This is a genomic window from Tatumella ptyseos, from assembly GCF_030552895.1.
GTDB classification, from domain to species: domain Bacteria; phylum Pseudomonadota; class Gammaproteobacteria; order Enterobacterales; family Enterobacteriaceae; genus Rosenbergiella; species Rosenbergiella ptyseos_A.
The window spans coordinates 2,938,380-2,964,685 of record NZ_CP130649.1 but is presented as its reverse complement, the minus strand read 5'-3'; the positions used below and the strand labels follow the sequence as shown (position 1 = coordinate 2,964,685).

Annotated in this window: 16 protein-coding genes, 2 tRNA genes and 3 rRNA genes; 15 read left to right on the top strand and 6 right to left on the bottom strand. The window is 46.4% G+C overall.

Going from position 1 to position 26,306, the window contains the following annotated elements; genetic code table 11:
- Entirely contained in the window at positions 1 to 2,436 is a 2,436-nt protein-coding gene (locus QJR74_RS13985) for a bifunctional aspartate kinase/homoserine dehydrogenase II (RefSeq protein WP_304372385.1), read from the top strand.
- Between the two features lie 50 nt (positions 2,437 to 2,486).
- Here the strand turns inward: QJR74_RS13985 and ppc are convergent, their stop codons facing one another.
- Both ppc and argE read right to left on the bottom strand, forming a co-directional pair.
- A complete protein-coding gene (ppc, locus tag QJR74_RS13980) occupies positions 2,487 to 5,138 on the bottom strand; it encodes a phosphoenolpyruvate carboxylase (RefSeq protein WP_304372383.1) in 2,652 nt (883 codons plus the stop codon).
- 232 nt (positions 5,139 to 5,370) lie between these two features.
- Positions 5,371 to 6,516 carry an acetylornithine deacetylase gene (gene argE / locus QJR74_RS13975; RefSeq protein ID WP_304372381.1) on the bottom strand — a complete coding sequence of 382 codons (1,146 nt, stop codon included), beginning with the start codon at positions 6,514 to 6,516 and terminating at the stop codon, positions 5,371 to 5,373.
- A gap of 160 nt (positions 6,517 to 6,676) precedes the next feature.
- On the opposite strand from argE, the gene argC reads away from it, so the two are divergent.
- The 4 genes from argC to argH are packed head-to-tail and all read left to right on the top strand — an operon-like array spanning position 6,677 to position 11,136.
- Positions 6,677 to 7,681 (top strand): N-acetyl-gamma-glutamyl-phosphate reductase, encoded by a 1,005-nt coding sequence (gene argC / locus QJR74_RS13970; RefSeq protein WP_304372380.1) that lies wholly within the window; start codon positions 6,677 to 6,679, stop codon positions 7,679 to 7,681.
- 15 nt (positions 7,682 to 7,696) lie between these two features.
- Positions 7,697 to 8,473: an acetylglutamate kinase gene (gene argB / locus QJR74_RS13965; RefSeq protein ID WP_304372378.1), complete on the top strand. Its 777-nt coding sequence runs from the start codon at positions 7,697 to 7,699 to the stop codon at positions 8,471 to 8,473.
- Positions 8,474 to 8,500: 27 nt separating this feature from the next.
- A complete protein-coding gene (locus tag QJR74_RS13960; protein ID WP_304372377.1) occupies positions 8,501 to 9,709 on the top strand; it encodes an argininosuccinate synthase in 1,209 nt (402 codons plus the stop codon).
- A gap of 53 nt (positions 9,710 to 9,762) precedes the next feature.
- A complete protein-coding gene (argH, locus tag QJR74_RS13955) occupies positions 9,763 to 11,136 on the top strand; it encodes an argininosuccinate lyase (RefSeq protein WP_304372376.1) in 1,374 nt (457 codons plus the stop codon).
- 57 nt (positions 11,137 to 11,193) lie between these two features.
- On the opposite strand, the gene QJR74_RS13950 is transcribed toward argH, so the two are convergent.
- A complete protein-coding gene (locus tag QJR74_RS13950) occupies positions 11,194 to 11,928 on the bottom strand; it encodes a glutathione peroxidase (RefSeq protein ID WP_304372374.1) in 735 nt (244 codons plus the stop codon).
- A 128-nt stretch (positions 11,929 to 12,056) separates the two neighbouring features.
- On the opposite strand from QJR74_RS13950, the gene oxyR reads away from it, so the two are divergent.
- A complete protein-coding gene (gene oxyR, locus QJR74_RS13945; protein WP_304372373.1) occupies positions 12,057 to 12,974 on the top strand; it encodes a DNA-binding transcriptional regulator OxyR in 918 nt (305 codons plus the stop codon).
- Here oxyR and sthA read toward each other — a convergent pair.
- The gene (gene sthA / locus QJR74_RS13940) at positions 12,957 to 14,357 is read right to left on the bottom strand and encodes a Si-specific NAD(P)(+) transhydrogenase (RefSeq protein ID WP_304372372.1); all 1,401 of its coding nucleotides are present in this window, start codon (positions 14,355 to 14,357) and stop codon (positions 12,957 to 12,959) included. The genes oxyR and sthA overlap by 18 nt on opposite strands.
- A gap of 191 nt (positions 14,358 to 14,548) precedes the next feature.
- Here sthA and fabR point away from each other — a divergent pair, with 191 nt between their 5' ends.
- A complete protein-coding gene (gene fabR / locus QJR74_RS13935; RefSeq protein WP_304374060.1) occupies positions 14,549 to 15,211 on the top strand; it encodes an HTH-type transcriptional repressor FabR in 663 nt (220 codons plus the stop codon).
- 12 nt (positions 15,212 to 15,223) lie between these two features.
- Here fabR and trmA read toward each other — a convergent pair whose 3' ends face one another.
- On the bottom strand, positions 15,224 to 16,324 hold the full coding sequence (gene trmA, locus QJR74_RS13930) for a tRNA (uridine(54)-C5)-methyltransferase TrmA (RefSeq protein ID WP_304372371.1): 1,101 nt from the start codon (positions 16,322 to 16,324) through the stop codon (positions 15,224 to 15,226).
- A 145-nt stretch (positions 16,325 to 16,469) separates the two neighbouring features.
- Here trmA and murI point away from each other — a divergent pair, with 145 nt between their 5' ends.
- From murI to birA, 8 genes are all read left to right on the top strand, one after another.
- Positions 16,470 to 17,330 carry a glutamate racemase gene (murI, locus tag QJR74_RS13925; protein WP_304372370.1) on the top strand — a complete coding sequence of 287 codons (861 nt, stop codon included), beginning with the start codon at positions 16,470 to 16,472 and terminating at the stop codon, positions 17,328 to 17,330.
- A 364-nt stretch (positions 17,331 to 17,694) separates the two neighbouring features.
- Positions 17,695 to 19,237 (top strand): 16S ribosomal RNA (locus QJR74_RS13920).
- Between the two features lie 74 nt (positions 19,238 to 19,311).
- Positions 19,312 to 19,388: transfer RNA gene (locus QJR74_RS13915), tRNA-Ile, on the top strand.
- A gap of 114 nt (positions 19,389 to 19,502) precedes the next feature.
- Positions 19,503 to 19,578 (top strand) — tRNA-Ala (locus QJR74_RS13910).
- 182 nt (positions 19,579 to 19,760) lie between these two features.
- Positions 19,761 to 22,668 (top strand): 23S ribosomal RNA (locus QJR74_RS13905).
- A gap of 207 nt (positions 22,669 to 22,875) precedes the next feature.
- Positions 22,876 to 22,991 (top strand): 5S ribosomal RNA (gene rrf / locus QJR74_RS13900).
- The 16S, 23S and 5S rRNA genes sit together here with 2 tRNA genes alongside, the layout of an rRNA operon.
- Before the next feature lie 136 nt (positions 22,992 to 23,127).
- On the top strand, positions 23,128 to 24,159 hold the full coding sequence (gene murB, locus QJR74_RS13895) for a UDP-N-acetylmuramate dehydrogenase (protein ID WP_304372368.1): 1,032 nt from the start codon (positions 23,128 to 23,130) through the stop codon (positions 24,157 to 24,159).
- Complete coding sequence (gene birA / locus QJR74_RS13890; protein WP_304372367.1) at positions 24,156 to 25,118, top strand: bifunctional biotin--[acetyl-CoA-carboxylase] ligase/biotin operon repressor BirA; 963 nt, start codon at positions 24,156 to 24,158, stop codon at positions 25,116 to 25,118. Before murB ends, birA begins: the two co-directional genes overlap by 4 nt.
- 11 nt (positions 25,119 to 25,129) lie before the next feature.
- Here the strand turns inward: birA and coaA are convergent, their stop codons facing one another.
- Positions 25,130 to 26,083 carry a type I pantothenate kinase gene (coaA, locus tag QJR74_RS13885; RefSeq protein WP_304372366.1) on the bottom strand — a complete coding sequence of 318 codons (954 nt, stop codon included), beginning with the start codon at positions 26,081 to 26,083 and terminating at the stop codon, positions 25,130 to 25,132.
- Between the last annotated feature and the right edge of the window lie 223 nt (positions 26,084 to 26,306).

The window sequence follows — 26,306 nt, the reverse complement described above, 5'->3', positions numbered from 1 at the left end:
ATGGTCGGCGGTATAGTTGCGAAAAAAACTGAAAATCGTCAGTTGCATAAATTTGGTGGTAGTAGCCTTGCTGATCGACGCTGCCATTTACGTGTTGCAGAAATTATGACTGAGTACAGTCATGTAAACGATATTATGGTGGTTTCTGCGGCGGGGAGTACGACCAATCAGCTGATTAATTGGTATCGTCTCAGTCAAACTGACCGGCTATCCGCCTTCCAAGTCCAACAACATTTACGACGCTATCAAGTTGAGTTGGTAGAGAGTTTACTGCCTGCAGAGTTGGCGGAACCGCTAACTCAACAATTTGTTGCTGATGTTGATCATCTTTCCATTCTTTTAGATGGGGAAGGAAGTGATGCGCTGTATGCAAAAGTGGTCGGCCATGGCGAGATTTGGTCAGCACGGCTTATGAGCGCGGTACTTAATCACTCCGGAATTGAAGCGCAGTGGATTGACGCGCGCACTTTTTTACGAGCAGAGCGTTCGGGACAGCCGCAAGTTGACGAGGGCGAGTCTTATCCACTTTTACAAACAATTTTGGCGCAGTATCCGAATAAAAGGCTGGTTATAACAGGTTTTATCTCTGCGAATCGTTTAGGTGAAACGGTTTTATTGGGACGTAATGGTTCAGACTACTCTGCGACCCAAATTGGCGCGTTGGCAGGTGTGGAGCGAGTGACGATTTGGAGCGATGTAGCAGGGGTTTATAGCGCTGACCCGCGGGTTGTTTCCGACGCTTGCTTACTGCCCTTATTACGTCTAGATGAGGCGGCAGAGTTAGCGCGCCTCGCTGCACCAGTACTGCATACTCGTACGTTGCAGCCCGTCGCGACTAGTCAGATAGATCTACAACTTCGCTGCAGTTACCAGCCAGAGGTGGGCTCTACCCGTATTGAACGAGTCTTAGCATCGGGCACAGGTGCGAGGATTGTTACCAGTCACGAAGATGTCTGCTTAATCGAAATACAAATTGGACCACGCCACGACTTCACTCAATTATTGAAAGAGGTCGATCAATTCTTAATTCGTACACAGCTTCGGCCTTTAGCGCGCGGTGTCCATACCGACCGCCAGTTGCTGCAACTGTGCTATACCTCAGAACTTGTCGAGAGTGCATTTTCACAGCTTCAAGCATCAGGACTACCGATTAGTTTACGGTTACGTGAAGGCCGGGTGCTGGTGGCAATGGTGGGCGCAGGGGTGACACAAAACCCACTTCACTGTCACCGTTTTTGGCAACAAATTAAAGACTTACCGGTGGAGTTCGTTTGGCAGTCGGAGGAAAAACTGAGTTTAGTTGCTGTGTTACGTAAAACGGCACTCCCTCCGATAGTTCAAGGGCTGCACCAATCACTATTTCGTGCCGAAAAGCGTGTAGGTATTATGCTGTTTGGTAAAGGGAACATTGGATCTCGCTGGTTAGAGCTGTTTTCTCGCGAACAAGAGAATCTTTCTGAACGTACCGGGATGGATTTTGTATTAGTCGGTGTTGCCAACAGCCGACGGAGTCTACTCAACTACGAGGGGCTTAACGCCGCAGAAAGTTTGGCAAACTTCGAGCGCGATGCGACAGCTTTAGATGAAGAATCCCTCTTTCTCTGGATGCGTGATCATCCTCTTGATGATTTAGTGGTACTCGATGTGACCGCGAATGCAGCGCTGGCAGAGCAATATTTAGATTTTGCCAGCTATGGTTTCCATGTAATCAGTGCGAATAAAGTGGCGGGGGCCTCCTCTAATCAGCGGTGGCGGCAGCTTCGTGATGCTTTTGATAAGACCGGGCGTTATTGGTTAACTAACGCAACAGTCGGTGCTGGCTTACCTATTAACTATACGGTAAGGGATTTACGCAATTCCGGAGATACCATTCTATCAATTAGCGGTATCTTTTCCGGCACGCTCTCATGGCTGTTCCTGCAGTATGATGGGTCTATTCCTTTTAGCGAATTAGTTGATCAAGCTTGGCAGCAAGGGCTTACAGAGCCGGATCCACGTGTCGATCTCTCCGGCATCGATGTGATGCGTAAATTAGTTATTCTTGCGCGCGAGGCGGGATCAGATATTGAACCCCATCAAGTGAAAGTAGAGTCATTAGTTCCCGAAGCCTGTCGTGAAAATTCGATGGACTATTTCTTTGAAAATAGTGAAGCCTTAGATGAGCAGATCCAACAGCGTTTTGAGGCGGCTCAAGAGCTAGGTTTAGTACTGCGCTATGTCGCTCGATTTGATACACGGGGTAAAGCCCGAGTCGGTTTAGAAGCTCTGCGTCAAGATCATCCTCTGGCCGCTCTCTTGCCAGGTGATAATGTTTTTGCAATTGAAAGTCGATGGTATCGGGATAATCCATTAGTGATACGTGGACCGGGAGCAGGGCGGGATGTGACCGCGGGGGCGTTACTCTCGGATCTTAATCGTTTAGCCAAGCTAATTTAATTCAATAAAAAAGCACCTAATAAGGTGCTTTTTTTTCGGTCTTTTGTAATCTAGCCTGTATTACGCATTCCTGCCGCAACGCCAGCTATGGTGACCATTAACGCTTGTTCAACATTAGGGTCCGTCGGGAGGTTATTGGCTTCAGCTTGACGAGCGCGATGCAATAACTCTGCCTGTAGTACGTTAAGCGGATCGGTATAGACATTACGTAACGCAATAGATTCAGCGATCCATGGGTGGTCAGCCATCAGATGTGCATCATTAGCGATGGTTAATACGGTTTTGATATCTTCTGCAAGTTGATCACGCAATTGCTGACCTAAAGACCAGAGTGTTGGATCGACTAAACGCTGGTCATAATATTCAGCCAACCAAAGGTCAGCTTTAGCAAATACCATTTCCAGCATACCGATACGCGTTGAGAAGAAAGGCCAATTCCGGCACATCTCTTCTAGATTTTTTTGTTGGCCCTGATCAATCGCATTATTCAAAGCTGCGCCAGCACCCAGCCATGCAGGAAGCATTAAGCGGTTCTGGGTCCAAGCGAAAATCCAAGGGATAGCGCGTAACGACTCAACGCCACCGGTTGGACGGCGTTTGGCTGGTCGAGAACCCAGCGGCAGTTTACCTAATTCTTGTTCTGGCGTAGCGGAACGGAAGTAAGGGACAAAATCCTTGTTTTCACGGATATATCCGCGATACATGTCACAGGAGTCTGCCGAGAGTTGTTTCATCACCTCACGCCATTCAGCTTTGGGTTCTGGAGGTGGTAGTAGATTCGCTTCCAAAATTGCACTGGTATAGAGGGTTAAGCTCGCAATAGTGATTTCTGGCAGGCCATATTTAAAGCGGATCATTTCGCCTTGTTCGGTGACACGAAGTCCGCCTTTCAGGCTACCTGGCGGTTGTGATAGTAAGGCAGCATGGGCGGGGGCACCGCCACGGCCAATCGACCCCCCACGACCGTGGAATAAGGTTAAGGCGATGCCAGCTTTATTACAGGTTTTAATGAGGGCATCCTGGGCTTGATATTGTGCCCAGCTGGCCGCCATCACACCGGCATCTTTAGCGGAATCGGAATAACCGATCATGACCATCTGTTTGCCCTGGATAAAGCCACGATACCAATCAATACTGAGTAATTGTGTCATGACGCTATCAGCGTTATTTAAGTCATCCAATGTTTCAAATAACGGTGCAACAGGAAGCGCATAGCGGATACCCGCTTCTTTTAAGAGTAAATGTACCGCTAACACATCAGAGGGCGTTTTCGCCATAGAGATGACGTAGGCCGCAATCGACCCTTGTGGAACTTCTGCCGCGACTTGGCAGGTATCTAATACTTCTTGGGTGGACTCACTTGGCTGCCAGTGACGAGGTAATAATGGACGAGGAGAAGAGAGTTCACGAATTAAGAAAGCTTGTTTATCGGCCTCAGACCAGCTTTCATAATCACCCAGTCCTAAGTAACCGGTAATTTCAGAAATGGCTTCCGTGTGGCGAGTGCTCTCTTGACGCAAATCGATCCGTACCAGTGGCACACCAAAACACTTAACGCGACGTAACGTATCGAGAAGATGACCATTGGCAATAATCCCCATTCCACTTTTTTGTAGCGACTCGTAGAGTGCGTAGAGAGGGGTCCAAAGTTGTTCATTACTGACGATAATATCTTTAGGCGGGGTAGCATCTTCGCCTTTTAAGCGTAACTCTAAGTAAGTTTGAGTAGAGATAAGTTGGGTTCTTAAGCGCTTAAGGATAAAGCGGTAAGGTTCTTGAATTTCCGGATCGTGGCACATTGCCCTAACGACGTCGTCACAGTTCGACATCGATAGCTCAGAAATGAGCACTGTCATATCTTTTATGAAAAGGTCCGCAGCTTTCCAACGGCTCAGTCGAATAGCTTGACGAGTAACGGTCGCGGTGACGTTAGGGTTACCGTCGCGATCTCCCCCCATCCAAGAGGTAAACTTTACTGGTACGAAATCAACAGGGAGAGTGATACCAAAGGTGGCATGAACTTGTTCATTTAATTCACGTAAAAAAGCAGGAACACCTTCCCATAAGCTATTCTCAACGACTGCAAAGCCCCATTTCGCTTCATCGATAGGAGTTGGCCGTTGTTTACGTATTTCATCGGTGTACCAAGCTTGCTCGACGAGCTGGCGGAGACGACGCATAATTTTCGACGTCTCATATTCGGTTAAGTCATTATGGTCGAGGCGTTCAAGGCAGTTATTAACTTCGACTAGCTTATGAATGAGCGTCCGACGGGTAATTTCGGTCGGGTGCGCAGTCAATACCAGCTCGATAGAAAGTTCTTCGATTGCCTGACAAATATCTTTTTCAGAAATGTTTTGGATTTTTTTCAAACGTTCGAAGGTCGCTTGTAATACTTCCGGTGGGCTTTCGCCGGGAGATTGATGTGAAACAGTTTGATACTGCTCTGCAACATTCGTTAGGTTAAGGAATTGGCTGAATGCTCGGGCTACAGGGAGCAACTCATCATTAGATAAATTCTGTAAAGTGTTCAGTAAGGCTTCACGGTCCTCATCACTTCCAGAACGTGAACCCTTGGAAAGTTTTCTTATCGATTCAACACGTTCTAAAATCTCATCGCCGAGGGCATTTTTAATCGTATCGCCAAGTAGTTTTCCAAGCATACTCACGTTACTACGCATAGCTGAATATTGTTCGTTCATGTGACGCGTTAACCCCTTAACTGTTGTCTGCCCATTAATTATTGTTATTGGTTTTCTGTATACCTATCTAGCCATGTAACGGAAAGAACGTCAAATGCCAGTAAAGTGTCCAGTGTTTTCAAAACCTAGTGTGTGAATGCTCAATGAGTACTTTAGGAGCGAATTATGTTGAGCTTACTCAAGTCATAAAGCTTTTTAAGCTATCTCTTGAAGCAGAGACCCGATCTCTCACTTAGCAAAAATGATGAATTAATTTTTTCAGCAATTGATCAGTGGGCTCGATAAATTTTGTCTCAAGATATTCATCAGGTTGGTGCGCTTGCTCAATTGAACCTGGCCCCAACACTAAGGTCGGACACAGCTGCTGAATAAAAGGAGCTTCAGTGCAGTAATTGACGATCGCGGTTTCGGTATCTAATACTTTTTCGATTAATGCTACCAATGGGTGATGTACCGGACATTCATAACCGGGAATAGGCGGATGTAAGTCAGTGATTGTTAACCGTCCAGGCCATTGCTCACTAATTGGCGCTAATGCTTGTGCGAGCAAGTCGTGCAAATCGGTAAGAGAGAGCCCAGGAAGAGGGCGTATATCCATATGCAATTCACAACAGGCACAAATTCGATTTGGGGCATCCCCGCCAGAAATTTTACCAAAATTCATCGTGGGGTAAGGGATAACAAACCCATCATGGTTGAAACGATCTTTTAATTGGTGGCGCAAACCTTGAAGTGCGGTAATGGAATCATGCATGAGCTCGATCGCATTGATCCCTTTTTCCGGATCGCTGGAGTGACCCGAATGGCCTTCGATGCGAATGGCTTTAGAGAGGTGACCTTTGTGCGCCCGTACCGGCTGTAATGAGGTTGGCTCACCAATGATGGCACAATCAGGGCGGATAGAAGTCGATTGCGCAAAGTAACTTGCACCCGCCATTGTTGTTTCTTCATCGGCGGTGGCGAGGATATAGAGTGGTTTAGTGAGCTTACTCAGGTCCAACTGCGTTAATGCCGTCAAAATAAACGCAAAAAAACCTTTCATATCTGCGGTCCCTAGCCCATATAAACGGTCATTTCGCTCTGTAAGCGTGAAAGGATCTTGTGTCCAACGCCCTTCATCATAGGGTACCGTATCAGTATGTCCCGCTAATAACAAACCACCAGAACCTTGCCCATACTTCGCCAATAAATTGAATTTATTCCGTGTATTCGGCACGGGCTGAAGTTCGACTTGAAATCCCAAATTTTCGAACCAACCTGCGAGTAACGTAATGAGAGGTTCATTACTCTGATCTAGTATAGATTCTGTACCACTAATAGAAGGGGTGGCAATTAACTGACGATAAATCTCAATAAATGGTGGTAATTTGTTATTCACTGTTGACGCTCCTTTGATTAGGATGTACAAATAATCATGCAAATTATGTGAATAAAAATACATTATTGACCGTTGAGATGACAACGATTTATTCACGATTCAAGGGAAAGTAGTAACTTAACCCGCACCTGTTTACGAGAGCTAAGAAAGGTCTTTTCTAATGTTAAATGCATTAATTGTTGGCGCTAGCGGGTATGCCGGTGCGGAACTGGCAACCTACTTGAATCGTCACCCTGAAGTTAACCTCGCCACACTGGCAGTGTCTGCGAAAAGTGAAGATGCAGGTAAATTATTATCAGATCTTTATCCGCAACTCAAAGGCTGCCTTGATATCCCTTTACACGGTATGTCTGACCCACAAGCTCTTGCTGACCAGCACGATGTAGTGTTCTTAGCTACTGCTCATGAAGTAAGCCATGATCTCGCCCCAATCTTTCTTAATGCAGGTTGTACTGTGTTCGATCTATCTGGCGCGTATCGGGTGAATGATCCGGCGTTTTATACCCGTTATTATGGTTTTACTCACCAACATCCAGACTGGTTAGCGAAGGCAGTATATGGTTTAGCCGAGTGGCAGGCTGAAAAAATTCAAACTGCACAACTGATTGCAGTACCAGGTTGTTACCCAACAGCTGCCCAATTAGCGTTAAAACCTTTACTGGACCGCCAATTACTGAACACCGAATTCTGGCCAGTTATCAATGCGACGAGCGGTGTGAGCGGAGCAGGACGTAAGGCTTCACTGAAAACAAGTCTGTGCGAAGTCAGCTTACAACCCTATGGTATTTTTACTCATCGTCATCAGCCTGAGATTGCGACACATCTCGGTACACCAGTTATCTTTACGCCTCATTTGGGCAATTTTCCTCGAGGCATATCAGAAACAATCACTTGCCAATTAACACAGGCGGTCTCTCGTGAAGACATTTTGGCAATCTTCCATCAAGCTTACGATAGTCAGCCGTTAGTCAGAATTTATGATGAAGGGGTTCCTGCATTGAAATCCGTAGTAGGGCTACCTTATTGTGATATTGGCTTTGCCGTCGAAGATCAGCATCTGATCCTGGTGAGTGTTGAAGATAATTTATTAAAAGGGGCGGCTTCCCAAGCAGTACAATGCTTGAATATTCGGTTTAATTTTTCATCCACCCTTTCTTTACTTTAAGAAGAGTTATCGATTATGGAAAATCCATTAATTATTAAACTAGGTGGGGTTCTGCTAGACAGTGAAGAAGCTCTGTCTCGGCTCTTTGACGCCCTGCAGCAGTATCGTATGCAACATCAACGACCGTTAGTTATTGTGCACGGTGGGGGCTGTTTGGTTGATGAACTCATGAGCCAACTTAATCTTCCAGTGAAAAAGCAGAACGGATTACGTGTCACCCCTGCTGACCAAATCGATATCATCACTGGTGCTTTAGCCGGAACAGCGAATAAGACTTTGTTAGCCTGGGCAAAAAAATATGGTATTTCTGCTGTTGGACTGTCGCTGGGCGATGGCAATATCACAGACGTCACACAATTAGATGAATCACTTGGCCACGTAGGTAAGGCCACTGCCGGGAATCCGGCACTATTACATACACTTTTAGCAGCTGAATATTTGCCAATTATCAGTTCTATCGGTATTACTGATGGGGGGCTGCTCATGAATGTTAATGCAGACCAAGCGGCGACGGCCCTGGCAGCAGCTTTAGGTGCAGATTTAATTCTCCTTTCCGACGTAAGCGGTATTTTGGACGGCAAAGGGCAAAAGATTGATGAGATGTCAGCACAAATGGCGGAAACGTTGATTGAACAAGGCATCATTACTGATGGAATGATTGTGAAGGTGAATGCGGCGTTAGATGCTGCACGGACCTTAAACAGACCGGTCGATATTGCCAGCTGGCGACATGCCGAAAAACTGCCAGACTTATTTAATGGCCTAGCCATTGGTACGCGAATTGTTGCGTGAACTAAAGAATATTTTCAAGGATCTATAATGCAAACTCAAAATATTAATAAAATTGTTTTAGCGTATTCAGGTGGTCTTGATACTTCGGCGATTATTCCGTGGTTAAAAGAAAATTATGGCTGTGAAGTTGTCGCATTTGTTGCCAACGTTGGCCAAGATCCTGCTGATTTAGAAGGTGTTGAGAAAAAGGCGATGCAGTCTGGCGCGAGCGAATGTCACGTCGTTGATTTGCGTGAAGAGTTCATCCGTGAATATGTTTATCCAGTACTTCAAACCGGCGCTCTGTACGAGGGAACCTACTTGCTAGGTACCTCTATGGCACGTCCCATTATCGCTAAGGCCCAAGTTGAAGTGGCTCTAAAAGTGGGTGCAGACGCACTATGCCACGGTGCAACGGGTAAAGGTAATGACCAAGTTCGTTTTGAGAGCACTTACGCGGCCCTAGCGCCACAGCTGAAAGTAATTGCACCTTGGCGTGAGTGGGATCTACGTTCTCGTGAAGCCCTCTTGGATTACCTCAAGCAGCGTGATATCCCTACCACTGCCAGTTTAGAAAAGATTTATAGCCGTGATGAAAATGCGTGGCACATCTCCACTGAGGGCGGCGTATTAGAGAGCCCTGCCAATGCTGCAAATCAAGATTGCTGGGTATGGACAGTCGACCCATTAGAAGCGCCAGATCAACCAGAAGAAGTGACCCTGACGGTCGAGAAAGGTAAAGTCGTCGCCGTCAATGGTGAAAGATTAAGTCCGTTCCAAGCGTTAGAAAAACTGAATGTTCTTGGTGCCAAACACGGTGTTGGTCGGATTGATATTGTTGAGAACCGTTTAGTTGGTATGAAGTCACGTGGCTGTTATGAAACGCCGGGCGGTACCATTATGGTGAATGCCTTACGTGCTGTTGAACAACTGGTATTAGATCGTGATAGTTTCAAATGGCGTGAGCAGCTTGGCTTAGAAATGTCTTATGTGGTTTATGACGGACGTTGGTTTACTCCGATCCGTAAAGCGCTGCAAGCCTCTGCTGAATCATTAGCAGAAGAGCTAAATGGCGAAGTCGTTATCCGCCTTTATAAAGGACACGCCACGGCAATTAAGAAGAAATCTGAGAATAGTCTCTATTCTGAAGAGTTCGCGACCTTTGGTGAAGATGAAGTTTATGATCATAGCCATGCGGAAGGATTCATCCGTCTTTACTCGCTCTCTTCTCGTATCCGGGCATTAAAACAACAATAAGTCTTTAGGTGGCCGCAGGGCCACCTCCTTATCTATTTTTCAGGAGAGTTACCATGGCATTGTGGGGCGGACGGTTCACCCAGGCAGCCGATCAACGGTTCAAACATTTCAACGACTCATTACGTTTTGACTATAGATTGGCTGAGCAAGATATTACTGGCTCGGTGGCATGGTCAAAAGCCTTAGTTACCGTCAATGTTTTGACTCATGAAGAGCAACAACGTCTGGAGCAAGCTTTAGCTGAATTATTGGCCGAAGTACGCGATAACCCAATGCAGATTCTGGAAAGCGATGCAGAAGATATCCATAGTTGGGTCGAAGGTAAACTTATCGACAAGGTCGGGGATTTAGGGAAAAAACTCCACACTGGCCGGAGTCGTAACGATCAAGTCGCAACCGATTTAAAGTTATGGTGTAAATTCCAAGTCAACGAATTAATTACTGCGGTGCGTGCGGTACAAGGTGCACTGGTCGAGACTGCTGCAGCCCACCAAGACGTAGTAATGCCAGGTTATACCCATTTACAACGCGCTCAACCTATCACTTTTGCGCACTGGTGTTTAGCTTATACCGAGATGTTAGCGCGTGATCAAAGTCGTTTAGAAGATGCGTTGAAGCGCCTTGATGTTAGCCCTTTAGGTTGTGGCGCCCTAGCTGGAACTGCATACCCTATTGATCGTGAACAACTTGCTGAGTGGTTAGGCTTCTCTAGTGCTACCCGTAATAGTCTTGATTCAGTTTCGGACCGTGACCATGCATTGGAATTAATGGGCCATGCTTCAATTAGTATGATGCATCTTTCACGCTTCGCTGAAGATATGATTTTCTTCAACTCAGGTGAGGCGGGGTTCATCGAACTTTCGGATAAAGTCACCTCTGGTTCATCTTTAATGCCGCAGAAGAAAAACCCTGACGCGTTAGAGCTGATTCGTGGCAAGTGTGGCCGCGTACAGGGTGCTTTGACCGGTATGATGATGACGCTTAAAGGATTACCTCTTGCTTACAACAAAGATATGCAAGAAGACAAAGAAGGGCTATTTGACGCGTTAGATACTTGGTTAGAGTGTCTGCATATGAGCTGTTTGGTATTGGAAGATATTCAGCTTAATTCCGCTCGCTGCAAAGAAGCGGCAGAACAAGGCTATGCTAACTCCACTGAATTGGCCGATTACCTCGTTGCTAAAGGTGTTCCCTTCCGTGAAGCTCACCATATTGTCGGTGAGGTTGTGGTGGCAGCGATTAAACAAGGTATACCTTTGGAACAATTATCTTTGGAACATTTCAAGCAATTTAGCGATACGATTGAGGAAGACGTTTATCCACTATTATCGCTTCAGTCTTGCCTAGATAAGCGTAATGCCAAAGGCGGCGTAGCACGCGAGCAAGTTACCTATGCGATTGAGCAAGCACGGGCGCGTTTAGCATAAAAAAAAGCGGACGAGAAATCGTCCGCTATCCTGGTGTGGCACTAGCTTCTTATAATTTTATACTGCGAAGTGCTTCTCTAAATCGTCGCTGCCTCCGATGTGGCGGCCTCCGATAAAGATTTGCGGTACGGTAGAACGTCCTGTGATAGCACGTAAGCTAACGGTGGTAGCGTCTTGTCCCAATACCAGCTCTTCATATTGTAGACCTTTATCTTGCAAAAGTTGTTTCGCTTTTGCACAGAAAGGACAACCTGGCTTAGTAATAATTGACACAGACTCCTGTAATTTGTGGTCTGGTGCCAAATATTTCAGCATGGTGTCAGCATCGGAAACTTCAAACGGGTCACCTGGTTGGTCCGGCTCGATAAACATCTTCTCGATTTTACCATCGCGCACCAGCATAGAGTAACGCCACGAACGCTCACCGAAGCCTAAATCACCTTTGCCGACTAACATACCCATGCCGCGACTGAAATCGCCATTACCGTCTGGAATAAAGGTAATTTTCTCAGCGTGTTGATCTTGTTTCCAAGCGTTCATAACGAAAGTATCGTTAACTGAGACACATAAGATCTCGTCGACGCCATGAGCAGCGAATACGCTGTGTAGCTCGTTGTAGCGTGGAAGATGGCTTGAAGAGCAAGTTGGCGTGAAGGCGCCAGGTAATGAGAAAACAATTACAGTTTTGTTTTTGAATAAATCATCACTTGTCAGATCGACCCATTTGTCACCTTGACGGGTGTGGAATGTTACTTGCGGGACGTTTTTACCTTCTTGATTCTCTAATGGCATGTTGTACTCCACTATTTGATATAGGTTAACTGTTTGATGAGTTAATAATATGAGACATTCCTTGATAGGGCCAATCGTTCGTTGCTATGCTACCTATCGTTACGACCTATCATGAAGGAAGGGGATTAATGAACATCCGTGATCTGGAATATCTTGTTTCGCTCGCAGAACATCGTCATTTTAGACGAGCAGCGGACGCTTGTCATGTTAGCCAACCCACCTTAAGTGGACAAATACGCAAGCTGGAAGATGAGCTAGGCGTCATGTTACTTGAAAGAACCAGTCGCAAAGTTCTGTTCACGCAAGCAGGCTTACTCCTTGTCGACCAAGCTCGGACCGTCTTGAGAGAAGTGAAAATCCTTAAAGAGATGGCGAGCCAGCAAGGCGAAACCATGTCAGGACCTTTACACATCGGCTTAATCCCTACCGTCGGCCCCTATTTATTGCCGCATATAATTCCTATGCTTCATAAAAGTTTTCCGAAACTTGAGATGTACCTTCATGAAGCACAAACCCATCAGCTATTAGCCCAGCTCGATAGCGGTAAATTAGACTGTGCCATTATGGCGTTAGTTAAAGAGTCAGAAACTTTCATTGAAGTGCCTTTATTCGACGAACCAATGAAGTTGGCGGTTTACAGTGATCACCCTTGGTGCCAGCGGCAGACTATTTCAATGAGCGAGCTTTCCGGTGAGAAATTACTCATGTTAGAGGACGGTCACTGTCTACGCGATCAAGCGATGGGATTCTGTTTCCAAGCGGGAGCTGACGAGGATACGCATTTTCGTGCGACCAGCCTTGAGACACTACGGAATATGGTTGCAGCGGGTAGCGGCGTGACGTTGATGCCCGCGCTGTCCGTTCCGGCGGAAAGGGAAAGAGACGGTGTATGCTACATTGGATGTGAATTGCCAGTGCCACAACGGACGGTAGCATTAATCTACCGTCCAGGATCACCTCTGCGTAGCCGCTATGAGCAACTCGCAGAGGCGATAAGCGCACATATGTACGCTCTACCGGCAGATGTTCTAAAACAGTCTATTTAAACCATTTAATGCGGCGACGCGATAAGCCTCGGCCATTGTTGGATAGTTAAAGGTGGTATTAACGAAGTACTCGATGGTATTACCACCATTTTTCTGTTCCATAATGGCTTGGCCGATATGAATAATCTCAGCAGCCCTTTCACCAAAGCAATGTATCCCAAGGATCTCTTTCGTTTCACGATGGAAAAGGATTTTTAAGCTACCGACATTCATCCCTACAATTTGTGCACGAGCAAGGTGTTTGAACTGCGCGCGACCCACCTCATAAGGGACTTTCATTGCAGTGAGTTGTTGCTCAGTTTTCCCGATCGAGCTGATCTCTGGGATGGTGTAGATACCTGTCGGGATATCTTCAACGAGATGTGCTGTTGCCTCGCCTTTGATAATGGCTTGTGCGGCAATACGACCTTGGTCATACGCTGCAGAAGCTAAGCTTGGATAACCAATCACATCCCCTACTGCAAAAATATGTGGTTGATTGGTTTGGTACATATTATTGACTTTTAACAAGCCGCGCCCATCGGCTTCAAGTCCGGCATTCTCCAATGAGAGAGAATCGGTATTCCCTGTCCGACCGTTTGCAAATAATAAACAGTCCGCTTTCATTTTTTTGCCGGATTTGAGGTGCATAATCACGCCATCCTCAACGCCTTCAACTTTCTCAAACTCTTCATTGTGACGTATCACCACGCCATTATTCCAGAAGTGGTAAGAGAGAGAGTCCGACATCTCTTGATCTAGGAATGCCAGTAGGCGATCACGGGTATTAATGAGGTCGACCTTCACACCTAGCCCTCGGAAAATCGAGGCATATTCGCAGCCAATTACGCCTGCACCATAAATGATGACATGGCTTGGCTCATGCTTTAAATCTAGGATCGAATCGGAATCGTAGACACGAGGATGCGTGAAGTCGATATTATCGGGATGATAAGGACGAGAACCACAAGCAATAACGAATTTTTCTGCGGTTAAGACTTCCACCGAACCGTCGTGACTGGTGAGTTCAATGGTGTGTTCGTCGATAAACCGTGCATCACCTTGGAATAAGGCGCAGTGGTTTCTTTCATAAAACCCTTGGCGCATATTAGTTTGTTGTTGAATCACGTTCTCAGTATGTTTGAGAATATCAGCAAAAGAAGAACGTAGTAGGCGAGTATGGTCGCTGTATAGGGGGTTCAGATTGAACTCGATGATACGGCTAACTGCGTGACGTAAAGCTTTAGAGGGGATCGTGCCCCAGTGCGTACAACCACCACCGATATTATGATAGCGTTCAATAACTGCAATGTGAGCACCTTGTTTAACTAGGCCCATTGCGGCACCTTCACCACCAGGTCCAGAACCAATGACAATGGCGTCGTAATCGTAAGACTGTTTCATACCCATATGTCCTATTTCTCTATACATTTTTACAACTAGATTCTAACATCTTCACGATATTTGCTAAATGGTAAAACCAATTTTCCGCATTTCTGCGCAAAAATTTAAGTAACAGAGCGTAATAATGTTTCCAACGCTGTACGCTCAAACTTTGGTATAGTCTTACCATGAAAGATAAAAAGGCAGAAGTCATGGGCGTTAGAGCGCAGCAAAAAGAACGTACAAGGCGTGCACTTGTAGAAGCGGCTTTTAGCCAGCTCAGTGCTGAACGAAGTTTTGCTAGCCTAAGTCTACGGGAGGTCGCTCGTGAGGCAGGAATTGCGCCAACCTCTTTCTATCGACATTTCAAAGATGTGGATGAACTAGGTCTGACGATGGTTGACGAAAGTGGCCTGATGCTTCGCCAACTTATGCGTCAAGCACGACAGCGTATAGCAAAAGGGGGGAGTATCATCCGCACCTCGGTTTCGACCTTCATGGAGTTTATTGGTAATAATCCTAATGCCTTTAGACTTCTTTTGCGTGAACGCTCTGGGACATCTTCTGCATTTCGTGCTGCAGTCGCGCGCGAGATTCAACATTTTATTGCAGAATTGGCCGACTATCTGGAACTAGAAAATCATATGCCCCGAAGCTTCACTGAGGCTCAGGCTGAAGCGATGGTCACAATAGTGTTTAGTGCTGGTGCAGAAGCGCTGGATATTGACCTTACACATAGACGTTTACTCGAGGAACGCCTTGTACTCCAACTTAGGATGATTTCGAAAGGGGCTTATTATTGGTATCGTCGTGAGCAAGAACGGTTGGCGTTACATAATGAAGGGCATGAAGAGATGAACCCTATTCGTAAATAGGGTTCCGAAAGATTAACGCAATGTCAGCAACACCCCAGATTCCATATGATGGGTATAAGGGAACTGGTCGAATAGCGCTACGCGAGAAATCGCGTGAGTTTCCGAAAGTACAGACAGATTCTCGCAGAGTGTTTCTGGATTACAGGATATATAGAGGATACGCGGATATTGTTGTACCATTCTCAGCGTTTTCTCGTCGAGCCCGCTACGAGGGGGATCAACAAAAATGGTCTCGCAATTGTAAGCCTTCAAATCAATGCCTTTGAGGCGGTTAAACTCCCTAACGCCCTGCATCGCTTGTGTAAATTCTTCTGCGGACATCCGGATAATTTGTAAGTTATCGATATTGTTAACGCTAATATTATATTGCGCGGACTCCACGGAAGGTTTCGCTATTTCAGTGGCGAGCACCTGATTGAAGTTTTTCGCTAATGCAATCGAGAAGTTACCATTCCCACAATAGAGTTCCAACAGATCGCCTGTGGCGTTTTGTGTGATAGATTGCGCCCATTCAAGCATGGATATATTGATTGCTGCGTTAGGTTGCGTGAAGCTATTCTCAACTTGTCGATAAATAAGTCTTTCGCCATTTACGTTGAGTGCTTCTTCTATATAGTCTTTATCAAGGACGATTTTCGTTTTTGTCGCTCGACCTATGATGTCGATGGTGAACCCCATCTGCCTTAACTTGTCCCGTAATACTTTTGCAGCAGCGATCCACTCATCATTCAGTGGCCGATGATAAAGTAGCGTGACTAACGCTTCGCCACTCAAGGTGGTGAGATAATCGATTTGGAAAATTTTGTGTCGCAGTACTTGCTCCTGCTTAAGTGCATCAATCATGATTGGCATTAGCTGATTAATTAATTCACTCGCTGCAGGGAACTGCATGACAGGTATGCGTGACTTTGTCGCTTGATCGAACATGATGTGGTAAAGGTCGTCGCCTTCATGCCAAAGCCGAAATTCTGCACGCATACGATAATGACTCACAGGCGAGCGGAAAACTTCGATCTCAGGGTGCTGATAGGACGATAATAGCTGACTAAGGCGTTGATGCTTTTCAGTGAGCTGCGAATCGTATTGTGCTGTGGGAAGATGTTCCGGAGTCATAAATTGAACCTATAGAATAGCCTGATCAGCGGAGAATTGTAGGGATTCTCTTCACGATGTCCAGCTTCTATCGTTATCAGTTGCTGAGTTAACGTCGTCTAGGGTGGTATCATAGTCACTATAATCAGAAGCGCACGAGAGAAAAATGGTTATACCGATTCAATATCCTTCAGAAACACGTTCGTCCAATGGTGGCACAGTACCAACAATATTGATTATTGACTCTGGCGTCGGCGGACTCTCGGTTTACGACGAAATAGCAAAGCTATTACCATCAGCTCGATATCTTTATGTGTTCGATAATGCAGGCTTCCCTTATGGAACTAAAGAAGAGTCGTTTATTATTGAACGCGTTGTGCAGATCACCAAACAGATAACAGAGAGATTTTCGATCGATCTTGCGGTTATTGCCTGTAATACGGCAAGCACTATTACTTTACCTCGACTTCGAGATACTTTTAGTTTTCCTGTTATAGGTGTAGTACCTGCGATAAAACCTGCGGCGCAATTAACACGTAATGGTGTGATTGGTTTGCTAGCAACACAAGGAACAATACGCAGGGAATATACTTATGACTTGATTAAGCAGTTTGCTACCAACTGCCAGATTGAAATGTTAGGGGCGACATCTCTCGTTGAGCTAGCAGAACGCAAGCTTCACCGACAGGAGGTAAGCTTAGATGAGGTGAAGGCAGCGGTAATGACTTGGTTGAGACTGCCTAGTGTTCCAGACACTATCATTCTAGGCTGTACACACTTTCCTTTATTAAAAGAAGAGTTGAGAGAAGTTTTCCCGAAAGAGACGATTTTCGTCGATTCAGGCATCGCAGTTGCTCGCAGAGCGGTATTTCTACTAAAAGACTATGCTTTACCGACCTTGCCGCGATCTTCTAATATTGCATTTTGTACACTTAACGATGATAAATCGACCTTACTTTTGCCAGTTTTACAGCAATATCGGTTTGAAAAACTCGAAAATCTTACAAATATTGAGCGGATTGCATGATTCTCCAGCAACTGATGATTTTTTTTAAATAATCCCTTGCGCTCTGAGCGGAACTCCCTATAATGCGCATCCACTGACACGGCAAAGCACGATACGCAGCGCGGTGACAGGGACTGAAGCGATTCGGTCCAGGAGAAAAAATCAAAATAATGATTGACTCCTGAGGTGAAGCGAGTAATATACGCCACCTCGCGACAACGAGTTAAAACGTTGATTCGCAATGCTCTTTAACAATTTATCAGACAATCTGTGTGGGCACTCGCAGGATTGATATCACAAAAAACTTTGTAGTATCAAGTCTTGAAGAGTGACACTGAAAATTCATTTACGAATAACAGAACAATTTCTTTGAGCATCAAACTTTAAATTGAAGAGTTTGATCATGGCTCAGATTGAACGCTGGCGGCAGGCCTAACACATGCAAGTCGAACGGTAACAGAGAGTAGCTTGCTACTTTGCTGACGAGTGGCGGACGGGTGAGTAATGTCTGGGGATCTGCCTGATGGAGGGGGATAACTACTGGAAACGGTAGCTAATACCGCATAATGTCGCAAGACCAAAGCGGGGGACTTTCGGGCCTCGCACCATCGGATGAACCCAGATGGGATTAGCTAGTAGGTAGGGTAATGGCTTACCTAGGCGACGATCCCTAGCTGGTCTGAGAGGATGACCAGCCACACTGGAACTGAGACACGGTCCAGACTCCTACGGGAGGCAGCAGTGGGGAATATTGCACAATGGGCGCAAGCCTGATGCAGCCATGCCGCGTGTATGAAGAAGGCCTTCGGGTTGTAAAGTACTTTCAGTCAGGAGGAAGGGTGTGAAACTAATACTTTCATGCATTGACGTTACTGACAGAAGAAGCACCGGCTAACTCCGTGCCAGCAGCCGCGGTAATACGGAGGGTGCAAGCGTTAATCGGAATTACTGGGCGTAAAGCGCACGCAGGCGGTTTGTTAAGTCAGATGTGAAATCCCCGGGCTCAACCTGGGAACTGCATTTGAAACTGGCAAGCTTGAGTCTTGTAGAGGGGGGTAGAATTCCAGGTGTAGCGGTGAAATGCGTAGAGATCTGGAGGAATACCGGTGGCGAAGGCGGCCCCCTGGACAAAGACTGACGCTCAGGTGCGAAAGCGTGGGGAGCAAACAGGATTAGATACCCTGGTAGTCCACGCCGTAAACGATGTCGACTTGGAGGCTGTTCCCTTGAGGAGTGGCTTCCGGAGCTAACGCGTTAAGTCGACCGCCTGGGGAGTACGGCCGCAAGGTTAAAACTCAAATGAATTGACGGGGGCCCGCACAAGCGGTGGAGCATGTGGTTTAATTCGATGCAACGCGAAGAACCTTACCTACTCTTGACATCCAGAGAATTTAGCAGAGATGCTTTAGTGCCTTCGGGAACTCTGAGACAGGTGCTGCATGGCTGTCGTCAGCTCGTGTTGTGAAATGTTGGGTTAAGTCCCGCAACGAGCGCAACCCTTATCCTTTGTTGCCAGCACGTAATGGTGGGAACTCAAAGGAGACTGCCGGTGATAAACCGGAGGAAGGTGGGGATGACGTCAAGTCATCATGGCCCTTACGAGTAGGGCTACACACGTGCTACAATGGCGCATACAAAGAGAAGCGACCTCGCGAGAGCAAGCGGACCTCATAAAGTGCGTCGTAGTCCGGATTGGAGTCTGCAACTCGACTCCATGAAGTCGGAATCGCTAGTAATCGTAAATCAGAATGTTACGGTGAATACGTTCCCGGGCCTTGTACACACCGCCCGTCACACCATGGGAGTGGGTTGCAAAAGAAGTAGATAGCTTAACCTTCGGGAGGGCGTTTACCACTTTGTGATTCATGACTGGGGTGAAGTCGTAACAAGGTAACCGTAGGGGAACCTGCGGTTGGATCACCTCCTTACCTGTAAGATACATTGCTGCGAAGTGCTCACACAGATTGTCTGATGAAAATTAAAGAGAGCAGTAAACATCTGCAGGCTTGTAGCTCAGGTGGTTAGAGCGCACCCCTGATAAGGGTGAGGTCGGTGGTTCAAGTCCACTCAGGCCTACCAAATTCATCCTCACGCTGTGTTGTAACGCCACTCGCATACTGATGTATGCTTCGTAACGTTACGCCTTGCTTGAGAATGAATTGCTTCGGTAACTCTGATGTTTGCAAAATCGATGGGGCTATAGCTCAGCTGGGAGAGCGCCTGCCTTGCACGCAGGAGGTCAGCGGTTCGATCCCGCTTAGCTCCACCATCTTCAGTATCTCACTGAAAATAAAATTATCTTAAAGCTGACTTACGAGTCGTCTTTAAGATATTGCTCTTTAAAAATCTGGAAACAAGCTGATAAATTGAAAACACTGAATAATGAAAATTATTCGGAGTCTCTCAAAGACTTTTACAGTCTACAGCGTCTAAGACGTCTGTGGGTTGTGAGGTTAAGCGAATAAGCGTACACGGTGGATGCCCTGGCAGTCAGAGGCGATGAAGGACGTGCTAATCTGCGAAAAGCGTCGGTAAGGTGATATGAACCGTTATAGCCGACGATATCCGAATGGGGAAACCCAGTGTGTTTCGACACACTATCGTTAACTGAATACATAGGTTAACGAGGCGAACCGAGGGAACTGAAACATCTAAGTACCTCGAGGAAAAGAAATCAACCGAGATTCCCCTAGTAGCGGCGAGCGAACGGGGAGGAGCCCAGAGTCTGCATCAGTCAGTGTGTTAATGGAACGGTCTGGAAAGTCCGGCGATACAGGGTGATAGCCCCGTACATGAAAATGCACTGATTGTGAGCTCGAAGAGTAGGGCGGGACACGTGGTATCCTGTCTGAATATGGGGGGACCATCCTCCAAGGCTAAATACTCCTGACTGACCGATAGTGAACCAGTACCGTGAGGGAAAGGCGAAAAGAACCCCGGCGAGGGGAGTGAAATAGAACCTGAAACCGTGTACGTACAAGCAGTGGGAGCACGCCTTGAGCGTGTGACTGCGTACCTTTTGTATAATGGGTCAGCGACTTATATTTTGTAGCAAGGTTAACCGAATAGGGGAGCCGCAGGGAAACCGAGTCTTAACTGGGCGTTAAGTTGCAAGGTATAGACCCGAAACCCGGTGATCTAGCCATGGGCAGGTTGAAGGTTGGGTAACACTAACTGGAGGACCGAACCGACTAATGTTGAAAAATTAGCGGATGACTTGTGGCTGGGGGTGAAAGGCCAATCAAACCGGGAGATAGCTGGTTCTCCCCGAAAGCTATTTAGGTAGCGCCTCGTGAACTCATCTTCGGGGGTAGAGCACTGTTTCGGCTAGGGGGCCATCCCGGCTTACCAACCCGATGCAAACTACGAATACCGAAGAATGTTATCACGGGAGACACACGGCGGGTGCTAACGTCCGTCGTGAAGAGGGAAACAACCCAGACCGCCAGCTAAGGTCCCAAAGTCATAGTTAAGTGGGAAACGATGTGGGAAGGCCCAGACAGCCAGGATGTTGGCTTAGAAGCAGCCATCATTTAAAGAAAGCGTAATAGCTCACTGGTCGAGTCGGCCTGCGCGGAAGATGTAACGGGGCTAAACTATGCACCGAAGCTGCGGCAGCGACACTATGTGTTGTTGGGTAGGGGAGCGTTCTGTAAGCCGTTGAAGGTGAACTGTGAGGTTTGCTGGAGGTATCAGAAGTGCGAATGCTGACATAAGTAACGATAAAGCGGGTGAAAAACCCGCTCGCCGGAAGATCAAGGGTTCCTGTCCAACGTTAATCGGGGCAGGGTGAGTCGACCCCTAAGGCGAGGCTGAAAAGCGTAGTCGATGGGAAACAGGTTAATATTCCTGTACTTGGTGTTACTGCGAAGGGGGGACGGAGAAGGCTAGGTTATCCGGGCGACGGTTGTCCCGGTTTAAGCGAGTAGGCTGATAGTTTTGGTAAATCCGGACTATCTTAAGGCTGAGACGTGATGACGAGGTTCTACGGAACTGAAGTAATTGATGCCATGCTTCCAGGAAAAGCCTCTAAGCTCTAGGTAACATTGAATCGTACCCCAAACCGACACAGGTGATCAGGTAGAGAATACCAAGGCGCTTGAGAGAACTCGGGTGAAGGAACTAGGCAAAATGGTGCCGTAACTTCGGGAGAAGGCACGCTGGCGCGTAGGTGAAGGGACTTGCTCCTGGAGCTGAAGCCAGTCGAAGATACCAGCTGGCTGCAACTGTTTATTAAAAACACAGCACTGTGCAAACACGAAAGTGGACGTATACGGTGTGACGCCTGCCCGGTGCTGGAAGGTTAATTGATGGGGTTATCCGTAAGGAGAAGCTCTTGATCGAAGCCCCAGTAAACGGCGGCCGTAACTATAACGGTCCTAAGGTAGCGAAATTCCTTGTCGGGTAAGTTCCGACCTGCACGAATGGCGTAATGATGGCCAGGCTGTCTCCACCCGAGACTCAGTGAAATTGAAATCGCTGTGAAGATGCAGTGTACCCGCGGCAAGACGGAAAGACCCCGTGAACCTTTACTATAGCTTGACACTGAACATTGAGCCTTGATGTGTAGGATAGGTGGGAGGCTTTGAAGTGTGGACGCCAGTCTGCATGGAGCCAACCTTGAAATACCACCCTTTAATGTTTGATGTTCTAACGTAGACCCGTGATCCGGGTTGCGGACAGTGTCTGGTGGGTAGTTTGACTGGGGCGGTCTCCTCCCAAAGAGTAACGGAGGAGCACGAAGGTTAGCTAATCACGGTCGGACATCGTGAGGTTAGTGCAAAGGCATAAGCTAGCTTGACTGCGAGAGTGACAGTTCGAGCAGGTGCGAAAGCAGGTCTTAGTGATCCGGTGGTTCTGAATGGAAGGGCCATCGCTCAACGGATAAAAGGTACTCCGGGGATAACAGGCTGATACCGCCCAAGAGTTCATATCGACGGCGGTGTTTGGCACCTCGATGTCGGCTCATCACATCCTGGGGCTGAAGTAGGTCCCAAGGGTACGGCTGTTCGCCGTTTAAAGTGGTACGCGAGCTGGGTTTAGAACGTCGTGAGACAGTTCGGTCCCTATCTGCCGTGGGCGTTGGAGAATTGAGGGGGGTTGCTCCTAGTACGAGAGGACCGGAGTGAACGCACCACTGGTGTTCGGGTTGTCATGCCAATGGCATTGCCCGGTAGCTAAGTGCGGAAAAGATAAGTGCTGAAAGCATCTAAGCACGAAACTTGCCCCAAGATGAGTTCTCCCTGACTCCTTGAGAGTCCTGAAGGGACGTTGAAGACTACGACGTTGATAGGCTGGGTGTGTAAGTGCAGCGATGCATTGAGCTAACCAGTACTAATGACCCGTGAGGCTTAACCTTACAACGCCAGAGGCGTTTTGGATTGAGAGATTTATCAGCGCGTTGACAGATTTTAAGAAACGAATTTGTAGAAACGATGGATTTTTATCGTAATCAAGGCGACAACCGAGCGATAAGAAGGAGCATACACCGGTATGTGACTGAATAGCGCGAGGGAAGTTAACGCCGAGTACGTTAAAAAGACACGTTTTTAGCACCAAGAATTTGCCTGGCGGCACTAGCGCGGTGGTCCCACCTGACCCCATGCCGAACTCAGAAGTGAAACGCCGTAGCGCCGATGGTAGTGTGGGGTCTCCCCATGCGAGAGTAGGGAACTGCCAGGCATCCAATAAGTCAAAAAGGCCATCCTAACGGATGGCCTTTTTGCGTTGCAAAAACGCTAACTTCTTGTAGTGTTTAATGAAAAAAATCCCATCAAATCAGGTAAACTAGTCATGAATATCCTATCAAGGTGAAGCCATGACTTGTTCGCAGAACTCTTTAAAATCCTTAAATACCTTTGGCCTTTCTGTTAGTGCAAAGCGTATTGTTTATGCACAGAATATCCAAACTCTCAGTGAAAGCTGGCAAGCTCATCAAGAGAAGCCGTGGTTGCTGATGGGAGGAGGTAGTAATATGCTATTCCTCGGCGATTTTGAAGGCACGGTTGTCGTCAATCAACTTAAAGGAATAAGTATTGAGCAAACGCAAGAGGACTGGCTTATTCATTGTGCGGCGGGTGAGAATTGGCATCAGTTCGTCGAGTTTACCGTAAGGGAGGGTATGGCCGGGCTAGAAAATCTAGCACTGATCCCAGGAACGGTAGGATCAGCACCTATACAGAATATAGGTGCTTATGGTGTCGAATTGAAGGACGTTTGCGCATATGTTGATATCCTCGATCTTGATCAGAACAAGGTAGTAAGATTAACTAACAAAGAGTGCCTTTTCGGTTATCGGGAAAGTATTTTCAAGCATCAGTACCAGCAAGGTTATGTCATTATTGCGGTAGGTTTTCGTTTAGCTAAGCAATGGCAACCAAACCTGTCTTATGGGCCGCTGAAGGCTGTAGAAGCATCCCTTCTTACACCACAATCTATATTTGATAAAGTGTGCGAGATACGTCGTAGTAAACTGCCTGATCCCGGCAAAATAGGTAATGCTGGTAGCTTTTTTAAAAATCCTGTCATCTCTATTCATTATGCTGAGAAAATCAAAGAACATTACCCTAATGTCCCTTTATATCCGCAATCTAATGACCTAGTAAAGGTTGCAGCAGGGTGGTTAATCGACCAAGCGGGCCTCAAGGGATTTATTGCTAATCAAGCAGGGGTACATCCACAGCAAGCTCTGGTCTTGGTTAATTTAGGTGCTGCAAAGCCTGAAGATGTAGTGGGTATGGCGAAGTATGTCAGAGATACTGTCCATGAGAAGTTTGCTATCTGGTTGGAACCAGAAGTAAGGTTTATTGGCCCTCAAGGTGAAGTTGATGCAGTGGAAACATTATCATGAAAGATTACAGCATAACATTGAAGATCATGGCCATTTTAGCAGATGGCGAATTTCATTCCGGTGAGCACTTAGGACAATCACTTGGTATGAGCCGTGCGGCAATCAATCAGCACCTAAAAATTCTTGAAACATGGGGTGTGAGTACTTATCGGGTGACGGGGAAAGGTTATTGTTTATCGGCGCCAATCAACTTACTTGACCAAAATGTTATCTCTCAGCAGTATCACACAGATAATGTGGAGGTAATCCCCGTCATTGATTCTACCAACCAATATCTACTCGATAATATTGATAGACTGACGACTGGTGATGTTTGCCTTGCTGAATATCAGGAAGCTGGCAGGGGGAGGCGTGGGGGGAAATGGTTTTCTCCCTTTGGCGCCAACCTTTACTTATCAATGTACTGGCGGTTGGAGCAGGGACCGGCAGCAGCGATGGGTTTAAGCTTAGTGGTAGGTATAGTGATAGCTGAAACATTAATAGAGTTTGGCTGCCATGATGTGAAAGTGAAGTGGCCAAACGATCTTTATATCAATAGTCGAAAACTTGCTGGGATATTAGTTGAAATGACGGGTAAGACCGGCGATATTGCCCATATCGTTATCGGTGCGGGAATAAATATCGCCATGAAGTCAGAGGCTACTTCATCTATAGATCAAAGTTGGACCAGCCTCTACCAAGAGGGTGTTATAACCGATAGAAATGCGCTATCCGCTGCGATTATCACCAATCTACGCGCCGCCTTACAGACTTTTGAAACACAGGGGATGGCCCCTTTTCTCCCTCGTTGGCATGCCCTAGACAACTTCCTTGATAGACAGGTTAAACTCATTATAGGCGACAGGGAAATTTACGGAATCGAGCGCGGAATAAATGAATTTGGTGCATTAATGTTGGAAAGTGAAGGCGAAGTAAAAGCGTGGGTTGGCGGCGAAATATCTCTAAGAGCCGCCAATTGAATGGAATAGTATTATTTCCGTAAGCTGACGGTACTGACAGCATGTTTGAGGCTTTTCGATAAGATCAGATTAGCCCTTTCTCTAGTGGGTAAGATATTTTCACGAAGATTTTGCCCATTGATTTCATCCCAAAGCGTTGTAGCAATCCCTTTCGCTTCTTCAATTGTCAGTTGTGAATAATGGTGGAAATAGGAATTAGGATCACTAAAAGCACCTTCTCTAAAGCGTAGAAAACGATTTATATACCATTGCTTGAGCAACTCTTCAGAAGCATCAACATAAATCGAAAAGTCGACGAAATCGCTGACAAATACGCGATGAGGATCATGAGAATAATCCATTCCGCTTTGAAGGACATTCAGACCCTCGAGAATAACGATATCTGGGGCTTCCACAACCTTCTGTTCTTCAGGAATGATGTCATACGTTAGATGGGAGTAAACGGGAACAGTAAGTTTCTCCTTGCCTGCCTTAATATCTGCAACGAAATTTACTAAGCGGTGCATATCATATGACTGAGGAAAACCTTTCTTTTTCATCAGTCCGCGCTCTTTTAATACGGCATTAGGGTGGAGAAAACCATCTGTAGTAATTAATTCTACTCTACGGTGCTCCGGCCAGCGGCTAAGTAACGCTTGTAGTACCCTTGCAGTCGTACTTTTCCCTACGGCAACGCTACCCGCAATACTAATGATATAAGGAACTTTTTTGCGTTCAGTACCGAGAAACTTTTTAACCACATTCTGATGGTTAAGGTTAGAGCTGATATAAAAGTTCAGTAAACGCGAGAGGGGAAGGTATATCTCAGCGACTTCACTTAGGGATAGATCTTCATTAATCCCCTTCAATTGTTCTATATCTTGTTGATCAAGAACCAAAGGTGTTGACTCACGTAATGCCGCCCAATGCTGACGATCGAAATGCAAATAAGCTGAAGTCAAAGGTGACGAATCGATTGTACTCATAATTATACGTCTGACATCCGTAACTCAGTGTGGCAGTAAAAAGACCAGAAAGTGAGTTACCTAAAGGAGTTAAAGGAATTATATATCTGGAGGTTATCACCTGTCGTAAGCAGTACAAAGGAAAAAGATGTTAATGTAATGATATATAGCTATTTAGCAGATGTTAAAATCTAGGCGGAAAGTAAAAACGCTCGAATTATTTAGTCTTGTTATGGAAAAAATA